Annotated in this window: 16 protein-coding genes; 11 read left to right on the forward strand and 5 right to left on the reverse strand. The window is 37.2% G+C overall.

All coding sequences use genetic code 11. From position 1 onward, the window contains the following. From CD152_RS04545 to queC, 4 genes are all read right to left on the reverse strand, one after another. Positions 1 to 602: hypothetical protein (locus tag CD152_RS04545; RefSeq protein ID WP_086038216.1), on the reverse strand; the 602-nt coding region annotated here is incomplete at its 3' end. Between the two features lie 68 nt (positions 603 to 670). Next, positions 671 to 1384, reverse strand: a complete 714-nt coding sequence (gene queE / locus CD152_RS04550) for a 7-carboxy-7-deazaguanine synthase QueE (protein ID WP_165980801.1) — start codon at positions 1382 to 1384, stop codon at positions 671 to 673. Next, entirely contained in the window at positions 1381 to 1794 is a 414-nt protein-coding gene (gene queD, locus CD152_RS04555) for a 6-carboxytetrahydropterin synthase QueD (protein ID WP_086038220.1), read from the reverse strand. Before queD ends, queE begins: the two co-directional genes overlap by 4 nt. Continuing rightward, positions 1794 to 2459, reverse strand: coding sequence for a 7-cyano-7-deazaguanine synthase QueC (queC, locus tag CD152_RS04560; RefSeq protein WP_086038221.1), 666 nt, complete (start codon positions 2457 to 2459; stop codon positions 1794 to 1796). The genes queD and queC overlap by 1 nt, the downstream gene beginning before the upstream one ends. A gap of 171 nt (positions 2460 to 2630) precedes the next feature. Here queC and CD152_RS04565 point away from each other — a divergent pair, with 171 nt between their 5' ends. The 5 genes from CD152_RS04565 (at position 2631) to ltaS (ending at position 8329) form a co-directional block, all read left to right on the forward strand. After that, on the forward strand, positions 2631 to 3212 hold the full coding sequence (locus CD152_RS04565) for an anthranilate synthase component II (protein ID WP_086038222.1): 582 nt from the start codon (positions 2631 to 2633) through the stop codon (positions 3210 to 3212). After that, positions 3196 to 4875 carry an aminodeoxychorismate synthase component I gene (gene pabB / locus CD152_RS04570; RefSeq protein ID WP_101140398.1) on the forward strand — a complete coding sequence of 560 codons (1680 nt, stop codon included), beginning with the start codon at positions 3196 to 3198 and terminating at the stop codon, positions 4873 to 4875. The genes CD152_RS04565 and pabB overlap by 17 nt, the downstream gene beginning before the upstream one ends. Positions 4876 to 4940: 65 nt before the next feature. Further along, complete coding sequence (locus CD152_RS04575; RefSeq protein WP_101039865.1) at positions 4941 to 5165, forward strand: hypothetical protein; 225 nt, start codon at positions 4941 to 4943, stop codon at positions 5163 to 5165. 80 nt (positions 5166 to 5245) lie between these two features. Continuing rightward, positions 5246 to 6190, forward strand: a complete 945-nt coding sequence (locus CD152_RS04580) for a 5-oxoprolinase subunit C family protein (protein ID WP_101140397.1) — start codon at positions 5246 to 5248, stop codon at positions 6188 to 6190. Positions 6191 to 6391: 201 nt separating this feature from the next. Then, positions 6392 to 8329: a polyglycerol-phosphate lipoteichoic acid synthase LtaS gene (ltaS, locus tag CD152_RS04585; RefSeq protein ID WP_086038226.1), complete on the forward strand. Its 1938-nt coding sequence runs from the start codon at positions 6392 to 6394 to the stop codon at positions 8327 to 8329. Between the two features lie 91 nt (positions 8330 to 8420). Here ltaS and CD152_RS04590 read toward each other — a convergent pair whose 3' ends face one another. Beyond that, complete coding sequence (locus tag CD152_RS04590; RefSeq protein ID WP_086038228.1) at positions 8421 to 9236, reverse strand: ZIP family metal transporter; 816 nt, start codon at positions 9234 to 9236, stop codon at positions 8421 to 8423. Between the two features lie 128 nt (positions 9237 to 9364). On the opposite strand from CD152_RS04590, the gene CD152_RS04595 reads away from it, so the two are divergent. The 6 genes from CD152_RS04595 (at position 9365) to CD152_RS04620 (ending at position 17244) form a co-directional block, all read left to right on the forward strand. Further along, positions 9365 to 11239 carry an ABC-F family ATP-binding cassette domain-containing protein gene (locus CD152_RS04595; RefSeq protein ID WP_101039867.1) on the forward strand — a complete coding sequence of 625 codons (1875 nt, stop codon included), beginning with the start codon at positions 9365 to 9367 and terminating at the stop codon, positions 11237 to 11239. A gap of 3 nt (positions 11240 to 11242) precedes the next feature. Beyond that, positions 11243 to 13009 (forward strand): DNA helicase RecQ, encoded by a 1767-nt coding sequence (gene recQ, locus CD152_RS04600; RefSeq protein ID WP_101140395.1) that lies wholly within the window; start codon positions 11243 to 11245, stop codon positions 13007 to 13009. 64 nt (positions 13010 to 13073) lie between these two features. Further along, positions 13074 to 13994 carry an ABC transporter ATP-binding protein gene (locus tag CD152_RS04605; RefSeq protein ID WP_086038233.1) on the forward strand — a complete coding sequence of 307 codons (921 nt, stop codon included), beginning with the start codon at positions 13074 to 13076 and terminating at the stop codon, positions 13992 to 13994. Then, complete coding sequence (locus tag CD152_RS04610) at positions 13994 to 15508, forward strand: ABC transporter permease/substrate-binding protein (RefSeq protein ID WP_086038235.1); 1515 nt, start codon at positions 13994 to 13996, stop codon at positions 15506 to 15508. Before CD152_RS04605 ends, CD152_RS04610 begins: the two co-directional genes overlap by 1 nt. 84 nt (positions 15509 to 15592) lie before the next feature. Further along, positions 15593 to 16645: a histidinol-phosphate transaminase gene (gene hisC / locus CD152_RS04615; protein WP_086038236.1), complete on the forward strand. Its 1053-nt coding sequence runs from the start codon at positions 15593 to 15595 to the stop codon at positions 16643 to 16645. 65 nt (positions 16646 to 16710) lie between these two features. After that, complete coding sequence (locus tag CD152_RS04620) at positions 16711 to 17244, forward strand: 5' nucleotidase, NT5C type (protein ID WP_086039362.1); 534 nt, start codon at positions 16711 to 16713, stop codon at positions 17242 to 17244. Positions 17245 to 17256 lie beyond the last annotated feature (12 nt).

The raw sequence follows: 17256 nt of genomic DNA on the forward strand, positions 1-17256 counted from the left end.
TATTGATTTTTAAACAATGAGCTTGATTTTAAATAGATAATGTAAAATATAGTAGGGATAATATATAGATAACCTTTTGGCAGAAAGAGTACAAGTAGCATAAAACTGATTGCGAATAAATATTCTCCGATACGTTTCGGATGGTTAATATATTTGTATATATTTAAATATTCAAACTGAAACCACTTTACTGTACCGTTTACTTCTGATAACTGATACATAATAAGACCGATGATAAAAAATGAAACGCTCAAATATGGACTTGATAAATAAACAGATTCGTCACTATGTATAATAATAAATGGTATTGATATATTAAAGAGTAAAGCTAATAATAAGTGCAGCCATTTATAGTGAATATAGATGTTATAGTTATCGGAATGATAATAGCGTAAGTATAGATGCATGACACTTATCGAACCGATAAAAAGTACGAATGTTTTAGAAATAAAGTTTGCATGTCCAAGTAATGGATAGTTCGTTAACACTACGATCATCGTAGATATATTCAAATGAATATATGTCATGTTCTGTTCTTTAAAGTTAAAGAACAGAAATACGAAGAGCGTCATTAATAAATTTCCTATCAGCAAGTAACTCATAAAGTGTCTCCTTAAATTTCAATCGTGTTTCAATTATAACGTTTACATAAAATGAAACACAATGATTATTATACACCTTTTTTGTTACTCCAGAGCAATGTGTGCAGTTGTGGCGTTATATACACATCATTCATTTCACTGTCCGGCATTACTTTATCGATTAATGTTTCATAATGTGAAAGTAGTCTTGAAGTATGGTCTTCTACAGTATCATCAAGATAGGGATTACCAACCTGTAAATACATTTTAATATGTGGGTAGCGTTTATGGATCATTTTGCTGAAATGATAATCTTCATCATTAAAGATAACCACTTTTAATGTTACTTTATCTGAATCCAGCTCACGAATCACAGCGTCCAGCTGGTCTAAATCGTGTGTCATCGTTGAACTTGGCGGTTTCGGGCTAATCGTCAACTGATCGATTTCAGTCATCCAGCTCTGGAATTTCGTACCTTGTGTTTCGAGCGCCACTTCAATACCTTTATCGTGTAATAACGATACAAATCCAGCTAAATTTTTTATCAGCGCAGGATTACCACCCGATATCGTGACATGATTAAACTGATTAGGTGCAATAGACTGAAGACGTTCATAGATTGTTTCGGGTAATAACATTTCAATTTCATCTTTCATCGTACCATCCCATGTAAACTTCGAGTCACACCAAGCGCAGCTGAAGTCACAGCCTGCTGTTCTGACAAACATCGTCTTGCGCCCGATAACTGCACCTTCACCTTGAATCGTTGGACCGAATATTTCTAGTACAGGTATCTTCATTATCGTTTACCTCTATATAATACGTAGCTTGTTGGTGTTTCACGTAAATAGACTTGCAGCACTTTTGGTCCATGTGAAAGTGTATCTAAATGTGCTTCAATTTTTTCGAATATGAGCTTCGCAACGCTTTCTGTTGATGGTGGTGTGCCTTGAAATGCTTCTAAATCATTCATTAAACGATGGTCAAACGTATCATTGATGATAGATTTTATATCTCTGAAATTAACGAGAAATCCCATTTCATCTAGTTCATTTCCACCAATTGTTACATTCGCAAAGTATGTGTGTCCGTGAACACGGCTGCATACACCTGCCTTCTCATTCGGAATAAAGTGTGCGGCAGAGAAGTTAATATCTTTGTTCAGTTCAAATGCATAATTATGATTCACTTGAGGATATAGTTGCTGCATCATTATAAGTCACCGCTTTCTTTTTCTTGCAAGTATTGGTTAAGACCTTTATTTCTCAGTTTACAGCTTGGACACTCTCCGCAGCCGTCTGCAGGGATTCCGTTATAGCATGTTAATGTTTTGTTACGAACATAGTCCAGTTGTCCTAACGTATCTGCAAGCGCCCAAGTTTCTTTCTTATCAAGCCACATTAATGGTGTATGAATTTCAAAGTTTAGATCCATCGATAAGTTAATCGTGACATTCAGCGACTTAATAAAGTTATCACGGCAGTCAGGGTACCCTGAGAAGTCAGTTTCGCATACGCCAGTAATGATATGCTTCGCATTAATCTGATACGCAAGTGCCGCCGCAAAGCTCATAAACAGCAAGTTACGCGCAGGAACGAATGTATTTGGAATATCATCCTCTTCGATTGTTAAGTCGTGGTGCGTCAATGCATTCGGTGATAACTGTGACAGTAAAGACATATCAAGGACATGATGTTTTAAATTCTGTTCTTCTGCAATTTGTTTTGCGATATCGATTTCAAGAGCATGACGTTGTCCGTAGTTAAAGGTTACAAGTTCTACCTCGTCATAATGATGCATCGCGTAGAACATGCACGTTGTGCTGTCCTGACCGCCACTAAAGACGACCAGTGCTTTGTTAGAATTCAGTTGTTTCATTATATTCACTCCATTAAAAAAGACACCAATCCTAGCGGTGTCGTTCTAGTTTTTTATAGAGGGTGTGCGCTAGGAACCTCTTATATTGAATTCGCTACTCATTATAACAGAAAAGCGTGTATAATAATATCTGTTACTTCAAGAAAACGTTTTTAGAAATGAGTGAAGTTTATGATTTTAATGATAGACCACGATGATTCGTTTACATATAATATCGTTCATTATTTAGAGGCAATGGATGAAACTGTTCACGTCGTACGTTCTAAAGTTGTGACCATTGAATACATAGAGGGTGTATCTCCGGAGTTTATTATATTATCACCTGGACCAGGACATCCTGCAGAAGCAATTATGGCACATAAAGTTATCGATACATTCGGAGGACGTATTCCTGTTCTTGGTATATGTCTTGGTTTTCAGGTGATCGTACAGCACTTTAATCATGAAGTTAAGAAGCTGTCACCAGTGCACGGGCATGTCAGCCATGTAGAACATAAAGGTACAGACTTATATCAAGGTGTAGAAGCGCCAGCACAAGTTGCAAGATATCACTCTTTAGGAACGATGGACAAGATTCAAAGGCCGTTAATCGTTACCGGTATAACGGATAATATTGTGATGAGTGTAGCACATGAATCATGGCCATTATACGGTATTCAGTTTCATCCAGAATCTGTACTCACAACTTCCGGCTATACGATGCTCAACAATTTCTTAACGTTAGGACGTGAATTTTATGCGCGCGATCATTAACTTTCAACTTTATCGGGATGGGAAGACGATACCTGTTCGATATACCTTTACGAATCCTGTAAAAGTAGACAGAGTATATACAGAGGATGGTATGCTGAATGCTTTAACTGAAGCAGAAGAGAGTGGATTATATGTTGTCACTGCGATTAAGTATGAAGCGGCGAAACTGTTTAACCCACTTATGAAAGTCCATCATATTGATGAGCCGCTTGCATTGTTTTATTACTTTGAAGATTATGATGCATTTGAATATGTAAATGCAGAACCATTAAAAACACAGTTTACTTTTGAACAATCTGCTGAAGAAATCATGAAAGCTGTAGAAACCGTTCAGGAGTACATTAAACAAGGTGTCACATATCAAGTTAATTACACGACGCGACTTAAAGCAACGTTAACAGAAGATCCATACGCCCTCTATCAATATTTAAGTGCACAAAACGGAAACTATACGGCGTATTTAGAAGATGGAGACGATTATATCATCAGCATTTCACCGGAACTCTTCTTCCAGTATGATGTACTGAATAATCAACTGTTAACGAGACCGATGAAAGGTACGCTTGAGCGTGGCAGTAACGAAGCAGAAGATGCTAAAAACTACGAACAGCTCAAAAACTCAAGGAAAGATAAGGCAGAGAATGTGATGATCGTCGATTTATTGCGTAATGATTTAAGTCGTATCGCGAAAAAAGGCAGTGTGAAAGTCGATCAACTGTTTGAAGTGGAACGATATCAAACAGTATTCCAGATGACTTCGACGATTACTGCAATGAATAACAACCATTCATTATATGAAATTATGCGTGCGCTTTTCCCGTGTGGTTCTATTACTGGTGCACCTAAAATTTCGACGATGAAAATCATTAATGAACTGGAGTCACCAAGAGGGATATATTGCGGGACGATTGGTTTCATCAAGCCGGATGATTATATGATATTTAATATACCGATTCGTACAATTTCCTTACACCACGGTGAAGCAGTATATAGTGCAGGCGGTGGGATTACAATCGACTCAGATCCACAAGCGGAATATGAAGAAATTATCGCAAAGACACAAGTCGTGCAGCCTCACTTCGAATTAATTGAAACGATGCGTGTTAATGATGGAATTATCCAAAGAGAAAAGTACCATCTGGAACGATTATGGCGTGGTATTACAGCATTTAATATTAATGTGGATCAAGATAATGTCAGCGCGTTTATTCGTGATAACATGCCTAAAGGTGGAAAGTATAGAGTTACACTTAGTATAAATGGAAATTTAAATGCTACGACAGAACCGTTACCAGATAAGAAAGTATTTACTGCGGAGCTCCTCCCATCTGTGCAAGGTGACGAACGCTTCTATCAGCATAAGACTTCTATTCGTAATCACTATACACAGCCAGAGCAGGATCTTGCACTATATTATGATACATATCTCCTGGAATTTAACATAGGAAATTTAGTCTATAAAATTAATGATAACTATTACACGCCAAGTGCGCAGCGGTATATTCTTGAAGGTTGTATGAAACAGCAGTTACTGGATGAAGGCAAGGTTTCAGAACAGGATATCACGATTGAAGAATTTATAGAATTGTATGCATCTGGTCGACTCACTGTATACATGATTAATAGTTTAAGAGAATGGTCTGAAGTGAAAATCATTTTGTAATTGATGCGCAAATAAAAAATTTAAGTTACAATATAGTATAAATTATTGAGAGATTAGGTGATAGAATGTTTTTTGATATAATCATCATACTGATGTTGCTGACAGGTTTATCGCTTGGCGTCTACATAATGAACAGGGTAATTATCGACGAGTTCAAAGCTCAAAATATAAAACACGCTTATATTTATCTTTATATAACAATGTTCGGCGCATTATTAGTTGTTGCGGTAATAACGTTTTGCTTTCAGAATGTACTGATTGATTTTTCAAATTTATTCTACCGATCATAGTAATCGGTAGTTTTTTTAGGTCTTTGGGCTGATGTATGGTTATGCAACTGAACTTATAATAATTATAAAGGAGCAATCACATGTCAATTGTATTCGAAACGACAGGCGTATTTACAAGTCTGCAGCACATTGAGGATATAGCTTATGCAGCAACTTCATTGTCTGGACCCTGTGATAGTCTGGCACATATATTAGGAAATGCATTACTTGGTAATGCTATAACGAAAGAAACGTTAGAGATGACCTTCACTGCACCAGTGATACGCTTTGAAGAACGTACGCTGATTGCTTTAACCGGCGCAGAATTTTATGCTTATACAGACGAGCGTGAGATTACACCTTTTAAAGTGCATTTAATGGAAAAAGGTGACGTGCTGAAGTTCCGCCAGCCCAAAAAAGGGACACGTATATATATGGCTGTTGCAGGTGGGATGCACTTTGTAAATAATCTGAGCGGTAATATTGTCTTAAAGGCGGGAACACGAATCGAGCTTGAACGTGATTATAACGAACTCCACAAAAAAATGTTTGATAACCTAGAAGACCAAAGATGTGCGACTTGGGGAATTGATGCCTATTCGCTTGCGCGACTTTATTATTCAGATGTATTTCATATTATAAGTACAGCAGCGCTCGATACTTTATCAAGAAAACAGCTGACACAAGATACTTATACAGTGACGCAGCGCTTTGATAGGACGGGGTTTATACTGGAAGGACATAAAGTGAAGTTGATTTCAAATAATAATGTTTCTGTTGAGCGTTGCGGTACACTTCAAATTACGCATCAGCATGACATCGCGATATCTTTGAAGCACATTGTCCAAGATGATGATTATGTTCAGTTCGCTTATATCGCAGATTACCATCTCGCTAAGCTTTCCCAAAAGAAACCTGGTTCGAAGCTGTTATTTAAATGGGTAGATCAAGAAGAGATGGCGCGTCAAAAAGAAAGCTATGAAAACTGGATTAAAACGGTTATGCACCAAATTGCTTTCCAGCACAACATTGAGTTGAGTAAATAAATATTCTGGAGAAACAAATTACACATTTGTTATCATTTTTAAGTGATAATACTTGAAAATTGTTGCGAATAAGTATAAATTAATATATTGTACGACAAATATTACAAGACTGTTACAAAGAATAATTCATTGTAAGTATTATAAACATCATTAAATAAAAATATTGTCTGGAGTATATAGATAGTCTGAATAAATGGAGGTATGAAGATGAAAGATAAAAGGATTACAGTTTTTATGTTTTTCCTGTTAACTGTTATCACGGTTTCGATAAAGACATATTTTGCCTATTATATTGATTTATCATTAGGTGTTAAAGGATTAATCCAGAACTTAATATTACTGATGAATCCCTATAGCTTGGTTGCACTAATTTTAAGTGTGTTTTTATTCTTTAAAGGTAGAAAAGCTTATTGGTTCATTTATATCGGAGGATTTCTGTTAACATTCCTTCTTTATTCTAATGTCGTTTACTTCAGATTTTTCTCAGATTTTATTACTTTTAGTACTTTAAACCAGGTGAGCAACGTAGAATCCATGTCAGGAGCGTTGTGGAGTTCATTTAAATGGTATGACTTTATTTATTTCCTGGATATTTTTGTATTCTTATATTTATTATTGATGAAAAAGCAGTACTTTTCTACGCGTTCATTCAAGAAGAAGTATATCCCAGTTGTGATGGGTGTTTCAGTATCTTTATTTTTTCTGAACCTTGCCTTTGCGGAAACTGATCGTCCGGAATTATTAACAAGAACGTTTGACCATAAATATTTAGTCAAATATCTTGGGCCGTATAACTTTACCGTATATGATGGTATCCAGACGATTCAGAACAACCAGCAAAAAGCACATGCGAGCTCGGATGACTTAGCGCAAGTGCAGTCATATACAAAAACGAAATATGCTGCGCCGAATGGTGCTACATTTGGTATTGCTAAAGAGAAGAATGTGATTAAGATTCATCTTGAAAGCTTCCAGACATTCCTGATTAACTATAAAGTGAACGGCGAGGAAGTAACACCATTCTTAAATTCACTTGCTTCAGGAAATAAAGATTTTATTTATTATGATAATTTCTTCCATCAGACTGGCCAAGGTAAGACAAGCGATTCAGAGTTAACAATGGATAACTCAATTTATGGCTTACAGCAAGGTTCAGCTTATTCACTGAAAGGTGATAATACGTATCAGTCGTTACCTGCAATCATGAATCAGCAGCAAGGTTATTCAACTTCTGTTATGCATGGTGATTATAAAACATTCTGGAACAGAGATCAGGTGTATAAACACTTCGGTATCGATAAATTCTATGATGCGACGTATTATGATATGAGCGAGAAAAACTTAGAGAACCTAGGACTTAAAGACAAAGAGTTCTTCAAAGAGTCAGTACCATATTTAAAGAACGAGAAACAACCGTTCTACACGCATTTGATCACATTAACTAATCACTATCCATTTACGATTGATAAAAATGAAGCAACTATAGATTCACCTGAAACTGGTAACCCTACTGTCGACGGTTATGTACAAACTGCAAGATATCTAGATGAAGCAGTTCAGCAGTTTATAGAAGATCTGAAAAAAGAAGGACTCTATGATGATTCTGTAATATTAATCTACGGCGATCATTATGGTATATCTGAAAACCATAATAAAGCGATGGCAAAATTATTAGGTGAAGAAATTACGCCAACAAAATTTATGGACCTACAACGTACAGGTCTATTCCTTAAAGTACCAGGTGTTGAAGGTAAGGTGGATCATACGTATGCAGCTCAGGTCGACGTAGCACCTACTTTATTACATCTACTTGGAATTGATGCAAAACCTTATGTGATGTTTGGAACGGATTTATTCTCTAAACAGCACAAGGATACTGTAACATTTAGAAATGGTGATTTCATAACACCGGATTATAAATCGATTAATGGTATCTTTTATAGTAATAAAACAAACCAGCCGCTAACAGATAAAACAGAAAAGGCTGCAGCGGAGACAATAAAAAGACAAGCTGAAAAAGAATTAGAAATGTCTGATGCGCTTATCAATGGTGACTTATTAAGATTCTATAACAATCCAGAGTTTGAGAAAATTAACGCTTCAAAATACCATTATGATAATGGGGACGTATCTCAATAATAAAAAAACCAGTCAATACAGAAAACCTAAATGGTTTTCTGTATTGACTGGTTTTTATTTTGCTGCGGGTCAGTCCGCATTTTTTCCAACCTTAGCCCAGTGCGACGTCTAATATCATCATGATTGTAAATCCAACCATGAGTCCCATTGTTGCTAAGTCTGTATTGTCTCCAGATTGAGATTCTGGTATCAGTTCCTCTACGACCACGAATATCATTGCGCCAGCTGCAAATGCAAGTGCATACGGTAAGATGGGCGTTACAAGTAAAACAGCACCTGCTCCGATAACAGCAAATATGGGTTCGACGATTGCTGAACCGTGTCCGAGATTGAATGCTTTCCTCTTAGACTTACCATCCCCGTGTATGGGTAAAGATAATGCTGAACCTTCAGGTATATTTTGAATACCGATACCGATTGCAAGTCCGATTGCACCCAATAGTGCAGCGCTATTTCCGCTTACAACACCACCAAATGCGACACCTAACGCTAATCCTTCAGGAATATTATGCATCGTAATCGCTAAGAAAAGCAATGTGGATTTCTTAAGATTTGTTGACGGCCCTTCATTAACGTGTCCAGGACTAGAGGCATTTGGATGGATATGTGGAATAACGACATCGAGAAGGCGGATAAATAGACCGCCTAACAAAAATCCAATCGCAGCTGGTAACCATGGGATTACACCATTGTCTTCGCTAAAGCTGATTGCTGGTGATAACAGTGACCAGAAGGATGCCGCTATCATAACGCCCGCAGCGAAGCCTTGCATCGTATTCAGCACCTTATTATTTACAGTCTTGAAGAAAAATACGATAGACGCACCAAGTCCTGTCATCAGCCACGTAAAGATTCCGGCTATTCCAGCCTGTATCATTGGTGATAACTCACTAAACCATTCGAACATATGTACCTCCTTATAAAAAAACTGTATAATATTATATTGATATTTATAATACATAACTATATCATAAACATATTTAATGAGATATTGTTTCATATATGAAATAAAGAAAATAAGTGGGAGTTTATATTATGGAAGCATATAAAATAGAAAATTTGACAAAGCAGTACGGTGTAAAAACGGTATTCAAAAACCTTAGCTTAAGCATTTCAACCGGCGATAAGATTGCACTTGTCGGTATCAATGGAACAGGCAAAAGTGCACTGTTAAAATGTATTGCTGAAATAGAGGAACATAATGGAACAGTGACGCATCCTAATGGGTTTACAATCGAGTATGCAGCGCAATCGCCTGTACTAGATGAATCACTTTCAATTACCGATAATGTGCTGGACCGTGCGCATCCAGTGATGCAGTTGTTTAAGAAATATAATCACATATTAAAACAGATGGAATCAGATTATAATGACACATTAGCACATGAACTTAGTGAAGTTCAGACACAGATTGAACAGATGGATGGATTTACATATCGCAGCTCTGCAGAAGCAATTCTTACGAAACTCGGAATATTGAATCTTGAGGCACCGGTTACTACACTTAGCGGTGGCCAGAAGAAGCGTGTTGCACTTGCAAAATCTTTACTTAAGGCACCAGACTTGCTGTTACTTGACGAACCGACCAACCACCTTGATTTTGAATCTATATACTGGCTCATTCAGTTCATAAAAAACTATAACAAAGCTGTTCTTGTTGTGACACATGACCGTTACTTCCTGAATGAGATTACGAACCGTATTGTTGAATTAAGAAATGGTAAGCTCTATCAGTATCGTGGCAACTACGAAGATTACATCGTTCAAAAAGCTGAAGATGAACTTATCCTTGCCAATCAGGAACAGAAGGAAAGGCAATTGTATAAACAAGAACTCGCCTGGATGCGTAAAGGTGCGAAAGCAAGAACAACGAAACAGCAGGCGAGAATTGACCGTTTCAGTGATATAGAGAATAAAGTGAAAGCGCAGAAGAAATCGGAAACGATAGAGATCAATCTTCAAAATAAGCGTCTTGGTAAGCAAGTATTTGAACTAGAATCTGTTGGTATGCACTTTGATGATAAAGTACTATTTGAAAGCTTCAGTGATATTGTACAGACGACAGATCGTATCGGTATTGTTGGTCAGAACGGCACTGGAAAGTCCACGCTATTGAATCTGCTTTCTGGAGAACTTACACCGGAAACGGGGACGATTAAAGTAGGCCAGACAGTGAGAGTCGGATATTACCGACAAGTAGAGATGGAACTGGAAAAAGATATGCGTATGATCGACTTTTTAAGAGAGAAAGCTGAAATAGGTTTCACTGCTACAGGTGAAAAGATTTCCGTTACGCAATTACTGGAACGCTTCTTATTTCCGTCCGCTGTTCACGGTACTTATATTAGTAAACTGAGTGGTGGAGAACGTAAGCGCCTCTATTTACTAAGTATATTGATTCAAGGACCTAACGTATTATTGCTGGATGAACCGACAAATGATCTCGATACAGAGACACTGACCGTCTTAGAACAGTATCTTGAGTCATTTAGAGGCGCTGTCATCACGGTCAGCCATGACAGATATTTTCTGAATAAAGCAGTGACTTCCTACTGGTATATACATGAAAATACAGTTCATAAAATACTAGGGGATTTTGAAGATTACCTGGACTTCAAATCACAGATAGAGAAAAGTATTACCATACAGATACCAGAGAAAAGTGAGAAACATAAAAATCAAGAAAAGGGAACAAAACGTGTATCCTATAAAGACAAACGCCGCTTTGAATTTTTGACAGATGCGATTGAATCGTTAGAACAGGACATTGCAGATATCGATAGTGCAATTGCACAAGAAACGACGAATTATGATAAACTCAATCAATTGACGACTGAACGTCAGGAGAAAGAAATACTATATGAAACATACTTTGAAGAATGGGATGAACTTTCTGCGCGAATGGAGTAGGTTATGAAACACATATTACAAGAATATTTTGGTTATTCCAGCTTTAGGCCTGGGCAGCAACAATTAATAGATTATGCGATAAATAATATTCCGACACTGGGCATTCTTCCGACAGGTGGCGGGAAATCTATATGCTATCAAGTTCCAGGTATCTACAAAGGAGGATTGACGCTCGTCATAAGCCCGCTCATCTCATTGATGAAAGACCAGGTGGATGCACTCAATGCGAGTGGTATTAAAGCTAGCTATATCAATTCTTCATTAACGAAACAAGAAGTGCGTGCAGTTGAAGCGCAATTAATTTCAGGTGAGTGTCAATTTCTGTATGTTGCGCCTGAACGATTTGATAATCATTCTTTTCAGCAGCTGTTATACTCCCTGGATATTCGACTTGTTGCCTTCGATGAGGCACACTGCATATCAAAATGGGGACATGACTTTAGACCAAGCTACCGTGACGTCGTACAAAAGGTGATGACGTTACCTCATCATTTTACGCTTATGGCATTAACAGCGACGGCTACCGTAGATGTTAAGGAGGATATATGCAGCTTACTGCATATTCAACTAGAACATGTTGTCGAAACAAGTACAAAAAGAGAAAACTTGAAGTTCATCGTAGACCCAACGTATCAAAAACAAAAGATGGTAATTGACTATATAAAGAGTCATAGTGATGCATCAGGAATTATCTACGCCAGCACAAGAAAGCAAGTAGAGTTGTTAAGTGAAGTGTTTGAAGTGAATCAGATTCGTCATACACTTTATCATGCCGGACTTAAAAAGGAAGAAAAAGAACGTAATCAAAGTGCCTTCGTTCGAGATGATATTCCGGTAATGATTGCAACGAATGCATTTGGAATGGGGATTGATAAATCCAATGTCAGATATGTCATTCATTATAATATGCCGCAGGACTTAGAGAGCTATTATCAGGAGGCCGGTCGTGCAGGCCGTGATGGATTGAAGAGTGAGTGTATTTTAATGTATTCAGAAGCGGATATTAAGCTGCAGTATTTCTTTATTGAGACAGCACCGGAGGCAGTACAGGAATTAAAGAAAGACAAACTGAGTAAAATGATTCAATATACGAAGACGAAGCGCTGCCTGCAGTCAACCATCATTAATTACTTTAATCCTAATGAGCCACTGAAAAATTGTGGTCAGTGCTCCAGCTGTCTGAGACAGGATGAGAATTATAATATGACAACAGAAGCGAAACAAATATTAAGTTGTCTCATCCGTATAAAGATTCCTGTAACCAAACTTCTGCTTTCTAAAGTACTGCACGGAGAAAGTGATAATCAGATTCACAACGAATCACTGCACAAGCTCTCTACTTATGGTTTATTAAAAAACTATGAAGCAAGCGCTGTTCAATCATTTATCGATACGTTAATCTTTAATGGCTATATAAGAATTCATGATCACCATCTATATTGTGATGATTCAGCAAAAGCTATCTTATTTAATGAGAAACAGGTGATGACATATTATAAACCAAATCAATACAATGAGAAAGTCAAGATTACAACGATAGACGCTGTAGATGATACGTTACTAAGGGCACTTAAGACAGCACGTAAAGAGTTAAGTGAGCGGCTGGATGTACCACCGTTTACGATATTTTCTGATCATACACTCGAGCTTTTTGCTGATAAAAAACCTATATCTAAAGAAGATATGATACTAATCGAAGGGGTTGGGTCCTATAAACTAAAGCATTATTGTCCTAAGTTTATTGAAGTGATTCAAGATTATGTAAGCTAATTAGTTGTTTAACCTCTGGCGTTTAGGTTATATGTATTACATTAAATTCTATAAGAGGTGCAACATGATAAAATTTAAACATGTATCAAAACGTTATGGTGAAAATAAGGTTGTGGATGATATCAATTTTGAAATTGAAGAAGGAGAATTTTTTGTTATCATCGGACCTTCAGGTAGCGGAAAGACAACGACCTTAAAGATGATTAACAGATTGATTCCATTGTCAGAAGGTTACATTTACTTTAAAGATCGACCTATCAGTGACTACAAACTTGATGAGATGCGCTGGGATATCGGCTATGTACTGCAACAAATTGCACTATTCCCTCATATGACAATTAAAGAGAATATTAGTCAAGTGCCTTTTATGAAGAAATGGTCACAAGAACGCATCGATAAAGATGCGGTGCATTTATTGAATATGGTAGGACTTGAAAGCGAAGCGTATTTACATCGTTATCCTGACGAATTATCCGGTGGTCAGAAACAACGTGTCGGTGTTGTGCGTGCTTTAATGGCGGATCCTCCAGTAATATTGATGGATGAACCATTTAGTGCGCTGGATCCTATCTCACGCGAAAAGCTGCAAGATGACCTGATTCATCTGCAATCAGAAATTAAGAAGACGATAATCTTTGTTACACATGATATATCTGAAGCTTTGAAGCTTGGTGATAGAATCTGCCTGATGAATAATGGAAAGATAGAACAGATAGGAACACCTGAATCATTCATTAATGCCCCGAATAATGAATTTGTTAAGACATTTATGGGTAATGCTGTGCAGGTCAAGCAATATGCTAGAAATATAATGAGGCCAATCGAGGCGGCTACTTCAGCACAAGTAACACCAGATACTACATTGAATGATGTTTATGCCTTACTCACTGAGCATGAATATATTGCTGTAATGGAAGATACAAGAAGAATCGGTGTTATATCACGCAATGACGTATTACGTCAACTGAGTAAGGAGGCGATGTAATGAACACGCTATGGCAGACGTTTAATGAACGTAGGTATGAATTATTGCAGGCTTTGTTCGAACATATTCAGATTTCATTTATTGCGTTATTAATAGCTACCTTAATCGCAATACCCATTGGAATCTATTTAACGCGTCATACGAAGGTTGCTGAGCCCATTATTAATGTGACAGCGGTATTGCAGACAATTCCATCTCTTGCATTGCTCGGGTTGATGATTCCATTATTCGGTATTGGTCGAGTACCGGCAATTATAGCACTCGTCATTTATGCTTTACTGCCGATTCTGCGCAATACATATACAGGTATCAAAGAAGTAGATCCTTCACTGAAAGAGGCAGCGAGCGGAATCGGTATGAATACATTCCGTCAGCTGACAAAGGTTGAAATTCCTTTAGCGATGCCGGTTATTATGGCTGGTATCAGAACAGCGATGGTCCTGATTATCGGTACTGCGACACTGGCGGCATTTATAGGTGCGGGTGGTTTAGGAGATTTGATTCTTCTTGGTATAGACCGTAATAATACAAGTATTCTTCTGTTAGGAGCAATTCCCGCAGCACTCCTTGCGTTACTATTTGATTTTCTATTAAAACGCATGGAGCAGCTCAGCTATAGAAAGCTTACCTATGTTCTCGGTACGATGCTGCTTATATTCTTGCTTGTAGCGGTGGGACCCCTATTGTTTGGTAAAGAAGAGAAACTGAAATTTGCAGGTAAACTTGGAACAGAACCAGAAATTATTACAAATATGTACAAATACGTCATTGAAGAGAAGACAGATGTCTCAGTTGAAGTGTCACCAGGTATGGGTAAGACGACATTTTTATTCAATGCTTTGAAATCAGATAACATTGATGGTTACCTGGAGTTTACAGGAACGGTGCTTGGAGAAATCGTTAAAGAAGATCCTAAAGCTACAATAGAAAGTGAAGTTTATCAACAAGCGAATGAAAGTCTGAAGAAAAAATATAATATGGCTTTACTACAACCCATGAAATACAACAACACATATGCACTAGCAGTAAAGAAAAGTTATGCTGAAGAACATAACTTAAAGACGATATCTGACCTTGAAAAGGTAAAAGATGATGTTAGGGTAGGGTTTACCTTAGAATTTAATGATAGAAATGACGGATATAAAGGAATCCAGAAGAAATATAATATCAAGTTTAACAACGTGAAGACGATGGAACCGAAGATTCGTTATCAGGCAATTGATCAGAATAAGATAGATCTGATGGATGCCTATTCAACTGATGCTGAACTTAAGAAATATGATATGGTCGTGCTAAAGGATGACAAACATTTATTCCCACCGTATCAGGGTGCACCTTTATTGAAACAGAGTACAATCGAGAAATATCCAGAAGTTGTCGATGCATTAAATGCGCTTTCGGATAAGATTACAGATGAAGAGATGCAAAAGATGAACTATGACGTTGCATATAACAATAAGACACCAGAAAGTGTCGCAAAGGCATACTTAATAAAAGAGAAGATTATAAAATAAATTAATTTGTTAAAAAGATAGCAAAAATTTGCTATCTTTTTTTATTTTCTCTATCATAATATAAAACGAACTGGAGGGTCTAATATGAAACCACAACTAGAAAGTCTAGGCGTCTACAAGGCGGGATTATCAGAGGAAGCATTAAAACGCAAGTTTAATGTTGAAGGAGAATTCAGTCGACTGGCATCGAATGAAAATCCGATTGGTCCATCACCACAAGTGTATGAAGCCATTCGTTCACAAGATGCGCTCAACTATTATCCTGATCCAGAAGCCATACAGCTGAAGGCATCGCTCTTAGAATTCTACCAGGTAGATAGTGAACAAATTCTTGTAGGAGCTGGACTAGATGAAATTATAATGATGATTTCGCGTGCACGTCTGAATCCTAAAGGGCATATATTGACAAGTGAAGGTACTTTTATTCAGTATACGACACATGCACTGATTGAAGATAATGAAGTGGTCACTGTACCGTTGAAAGAAGGGAAGTTTGACCTGGAAAGTTTTAAAGATAAGATGAATGATGAGACAAGTATCATCTGGATCTGTAACCCAAATAATCCAACAGGTACTTATGTTACTGAAACAGAATTAACTGGATTTTTAGAAAGTGTACATGAAGATGTAATGGTCGTACTGGATGAAGCATATTTTGAATTTGTTCTGCGTGAGGATTATCCAGATGGCGTAGCGTTACTTAAACGCTTCCCGAATCTGATTGTGCTCAGAACATTCTCTAAAGCCTATGGATTAGCAGGACTACGTGTAGGCTATGCCATAACATCTAAAGCTTATATTGATGTATTCAATAAAGTAAAGCTGCCGTTTAACGTGACAGCACTTTCGCTAGTCGGAGCAATTGCTGCATTAAAAGACCAGCAATATTTAAAGGATTATGTTGCTCATAATGACAAAGAGCGCAATAAATTCTTTGAAGCGGATTACAAAGAACACCTTATAGATAGCGTAACAAACTTTATATTTGTTAAGACGAATCAGCCTGAAGCGTTATTCGAAGCATTGATTAAGGGTGGAGTAATTGCTAGACCGATGCCTAACGGGGTAAGAATATCAATTGGAACGCGTGACGATAATGAAAAAGTTCATAAAGTACTCAATTCATTCTTCAGTTAATCAAATTACTACAATTAGCAATCTATATTGCTTATAATAATAGTAATATAGGATAAAGGATGATTATGATGAGACAGTCAATTGCAATTGATATGGATGAAGTACTTGCAGATACATTGAAGAAAGTTATCTTTCAGTTTAATGAAAGTGCAGGTATGTCATTAACGAAAGAAGATTTGTACGAAAGGAAACTTCGCACAGAGTACCCGGAACACGTGGATAAGTTAGACAAGCTATTACTAGATCGAGGTTTCTTTAGAGATTTAGAAGTATTTCCTGATGCAATACGCGTCGTAGAGCGACTCACCCATCATTATGATGTTTATATTGCTACAGCTGCGATGGATGTACCGACATCATTCGATGCAAAATATGAATGGCTGAGAGAACATTTTCCATTTTTAGATCCACAGCATTTTATCTTCTGCGGTAATAAAGGCATTGTTAGAACAGATTATCTGATAGATGATAATCCGAGACAGCTGCGTGCATTTAAAGGTAAAGGTATTATCTTCGATGCTGTACATAACCAAAGTATTTCTGAATTTGACCGAGTAAGCTCATGGAATGATGTTGAACGTTATTTCTTGGATAAATAGATACTAAGCTTT

It is taken from the genome of Macrococcoides caseolyticum (genome assembly GCF_002902665.1).
In the GTDB taxonomy this organism is placed as follows: domain Bacteria; phylum Bacillota; class Bacilli; order Staphylococcales; family Staphylococcaceae; genus Macrococcoides; species Macrococcoides caseolyticum.

Bases quoted from the DNA above. Each gene is read 5' to 3' on its own strand.
- hisC (WP_086038236.1), top strand. From the start codon at position 15,593: ATGAAACCACAACTAGAAAGTCTAGGCGTCTACAAGGCGGGATTATCA.
- CD152_RS04595 (WP_101039867.1), top strand. From the start codon at position 9,365: ATGGAAGCATATAAAATAGAAAATTTGACAAAGCAGTACGGTGTAAAA.
- queC (WP_086038221.1), bottom strand. From the start codon at position 2,459: ATGAAACAACTGAATTCTAACAAAGCACTGGTCGTCTTTAGTGGCGGT.
- CD152_RS04605 (WP_086038233.1), top strand. From the start codon at position 13,074: ATGATAAAATTTAAACATGTATCAAAACGTTATGGTGAAAATAAGGTT.
- queD (WP_086038220.1), bottom strand. From the start codon at position 1,794: ATGATGCAGCAACTATATCCTCAAGTGAATCATAATTATGCATTTGAA.
- CD152_RS04575 (WP_101039865.1), top strand. From the start codon at position 4,941: ATGTTTTTTGATATAATCATCATACTGATGTTGCTGACAGGTTTATCG.
- CD152_RS04580 (WP_101140397.1), top strand. From the start codon at position 5,246: ATGTCAATTGTATTCGAAACGACAGGCGTATTTACAAGTCTGCAGCAC.
- recQ (WP_101140395.1), top strand. From the start codon at position 11,243: ATGAAACACATATTACAAGAATATTTTGGTTATTCCAGCTTTAGGCCT.
- CD152_RS04590 (WP_086038228.1), bottom strand. From the start codon at position 9,236: ATGTTCGAATGGTTTAGTGAGTTATCACCAATGATACAGGCTGGAATA.
- pabB (WP_101140398.1), top strand. From the start codon at position 3,196: ATGCGCGCGATCATTAACTTTCAACTTTATCGGGATGGGAAGACGATA.
- CD152_RS04610 (WP_086038235.1), top strand. From the start codon at position 13,994: ATGAACACGCTATGGCAGACGTTTAATGAACGTAGGTATGAATTATTG.
- CD152_RS04565 (WP_086038222.1), top strand. From the start codon at position 2,631: ATGATTTTAATGATAGACCACGATGATTCGTTTACATATAATATCGTT.
- ltaS (WP_086038226.1), top strand. From the start codon at position 6,392: ATGAAGATGAAAGATAAAAGGATTACAGTTTTTATGTTTTTCCTGTTA.
- CD152_RS04620 (WP_086039362.1), top strand. From the start codon at position 16,711: ATGATGAGACAGTCAATTGCAATTGATATGGATGAAGTACTTGCAGAT.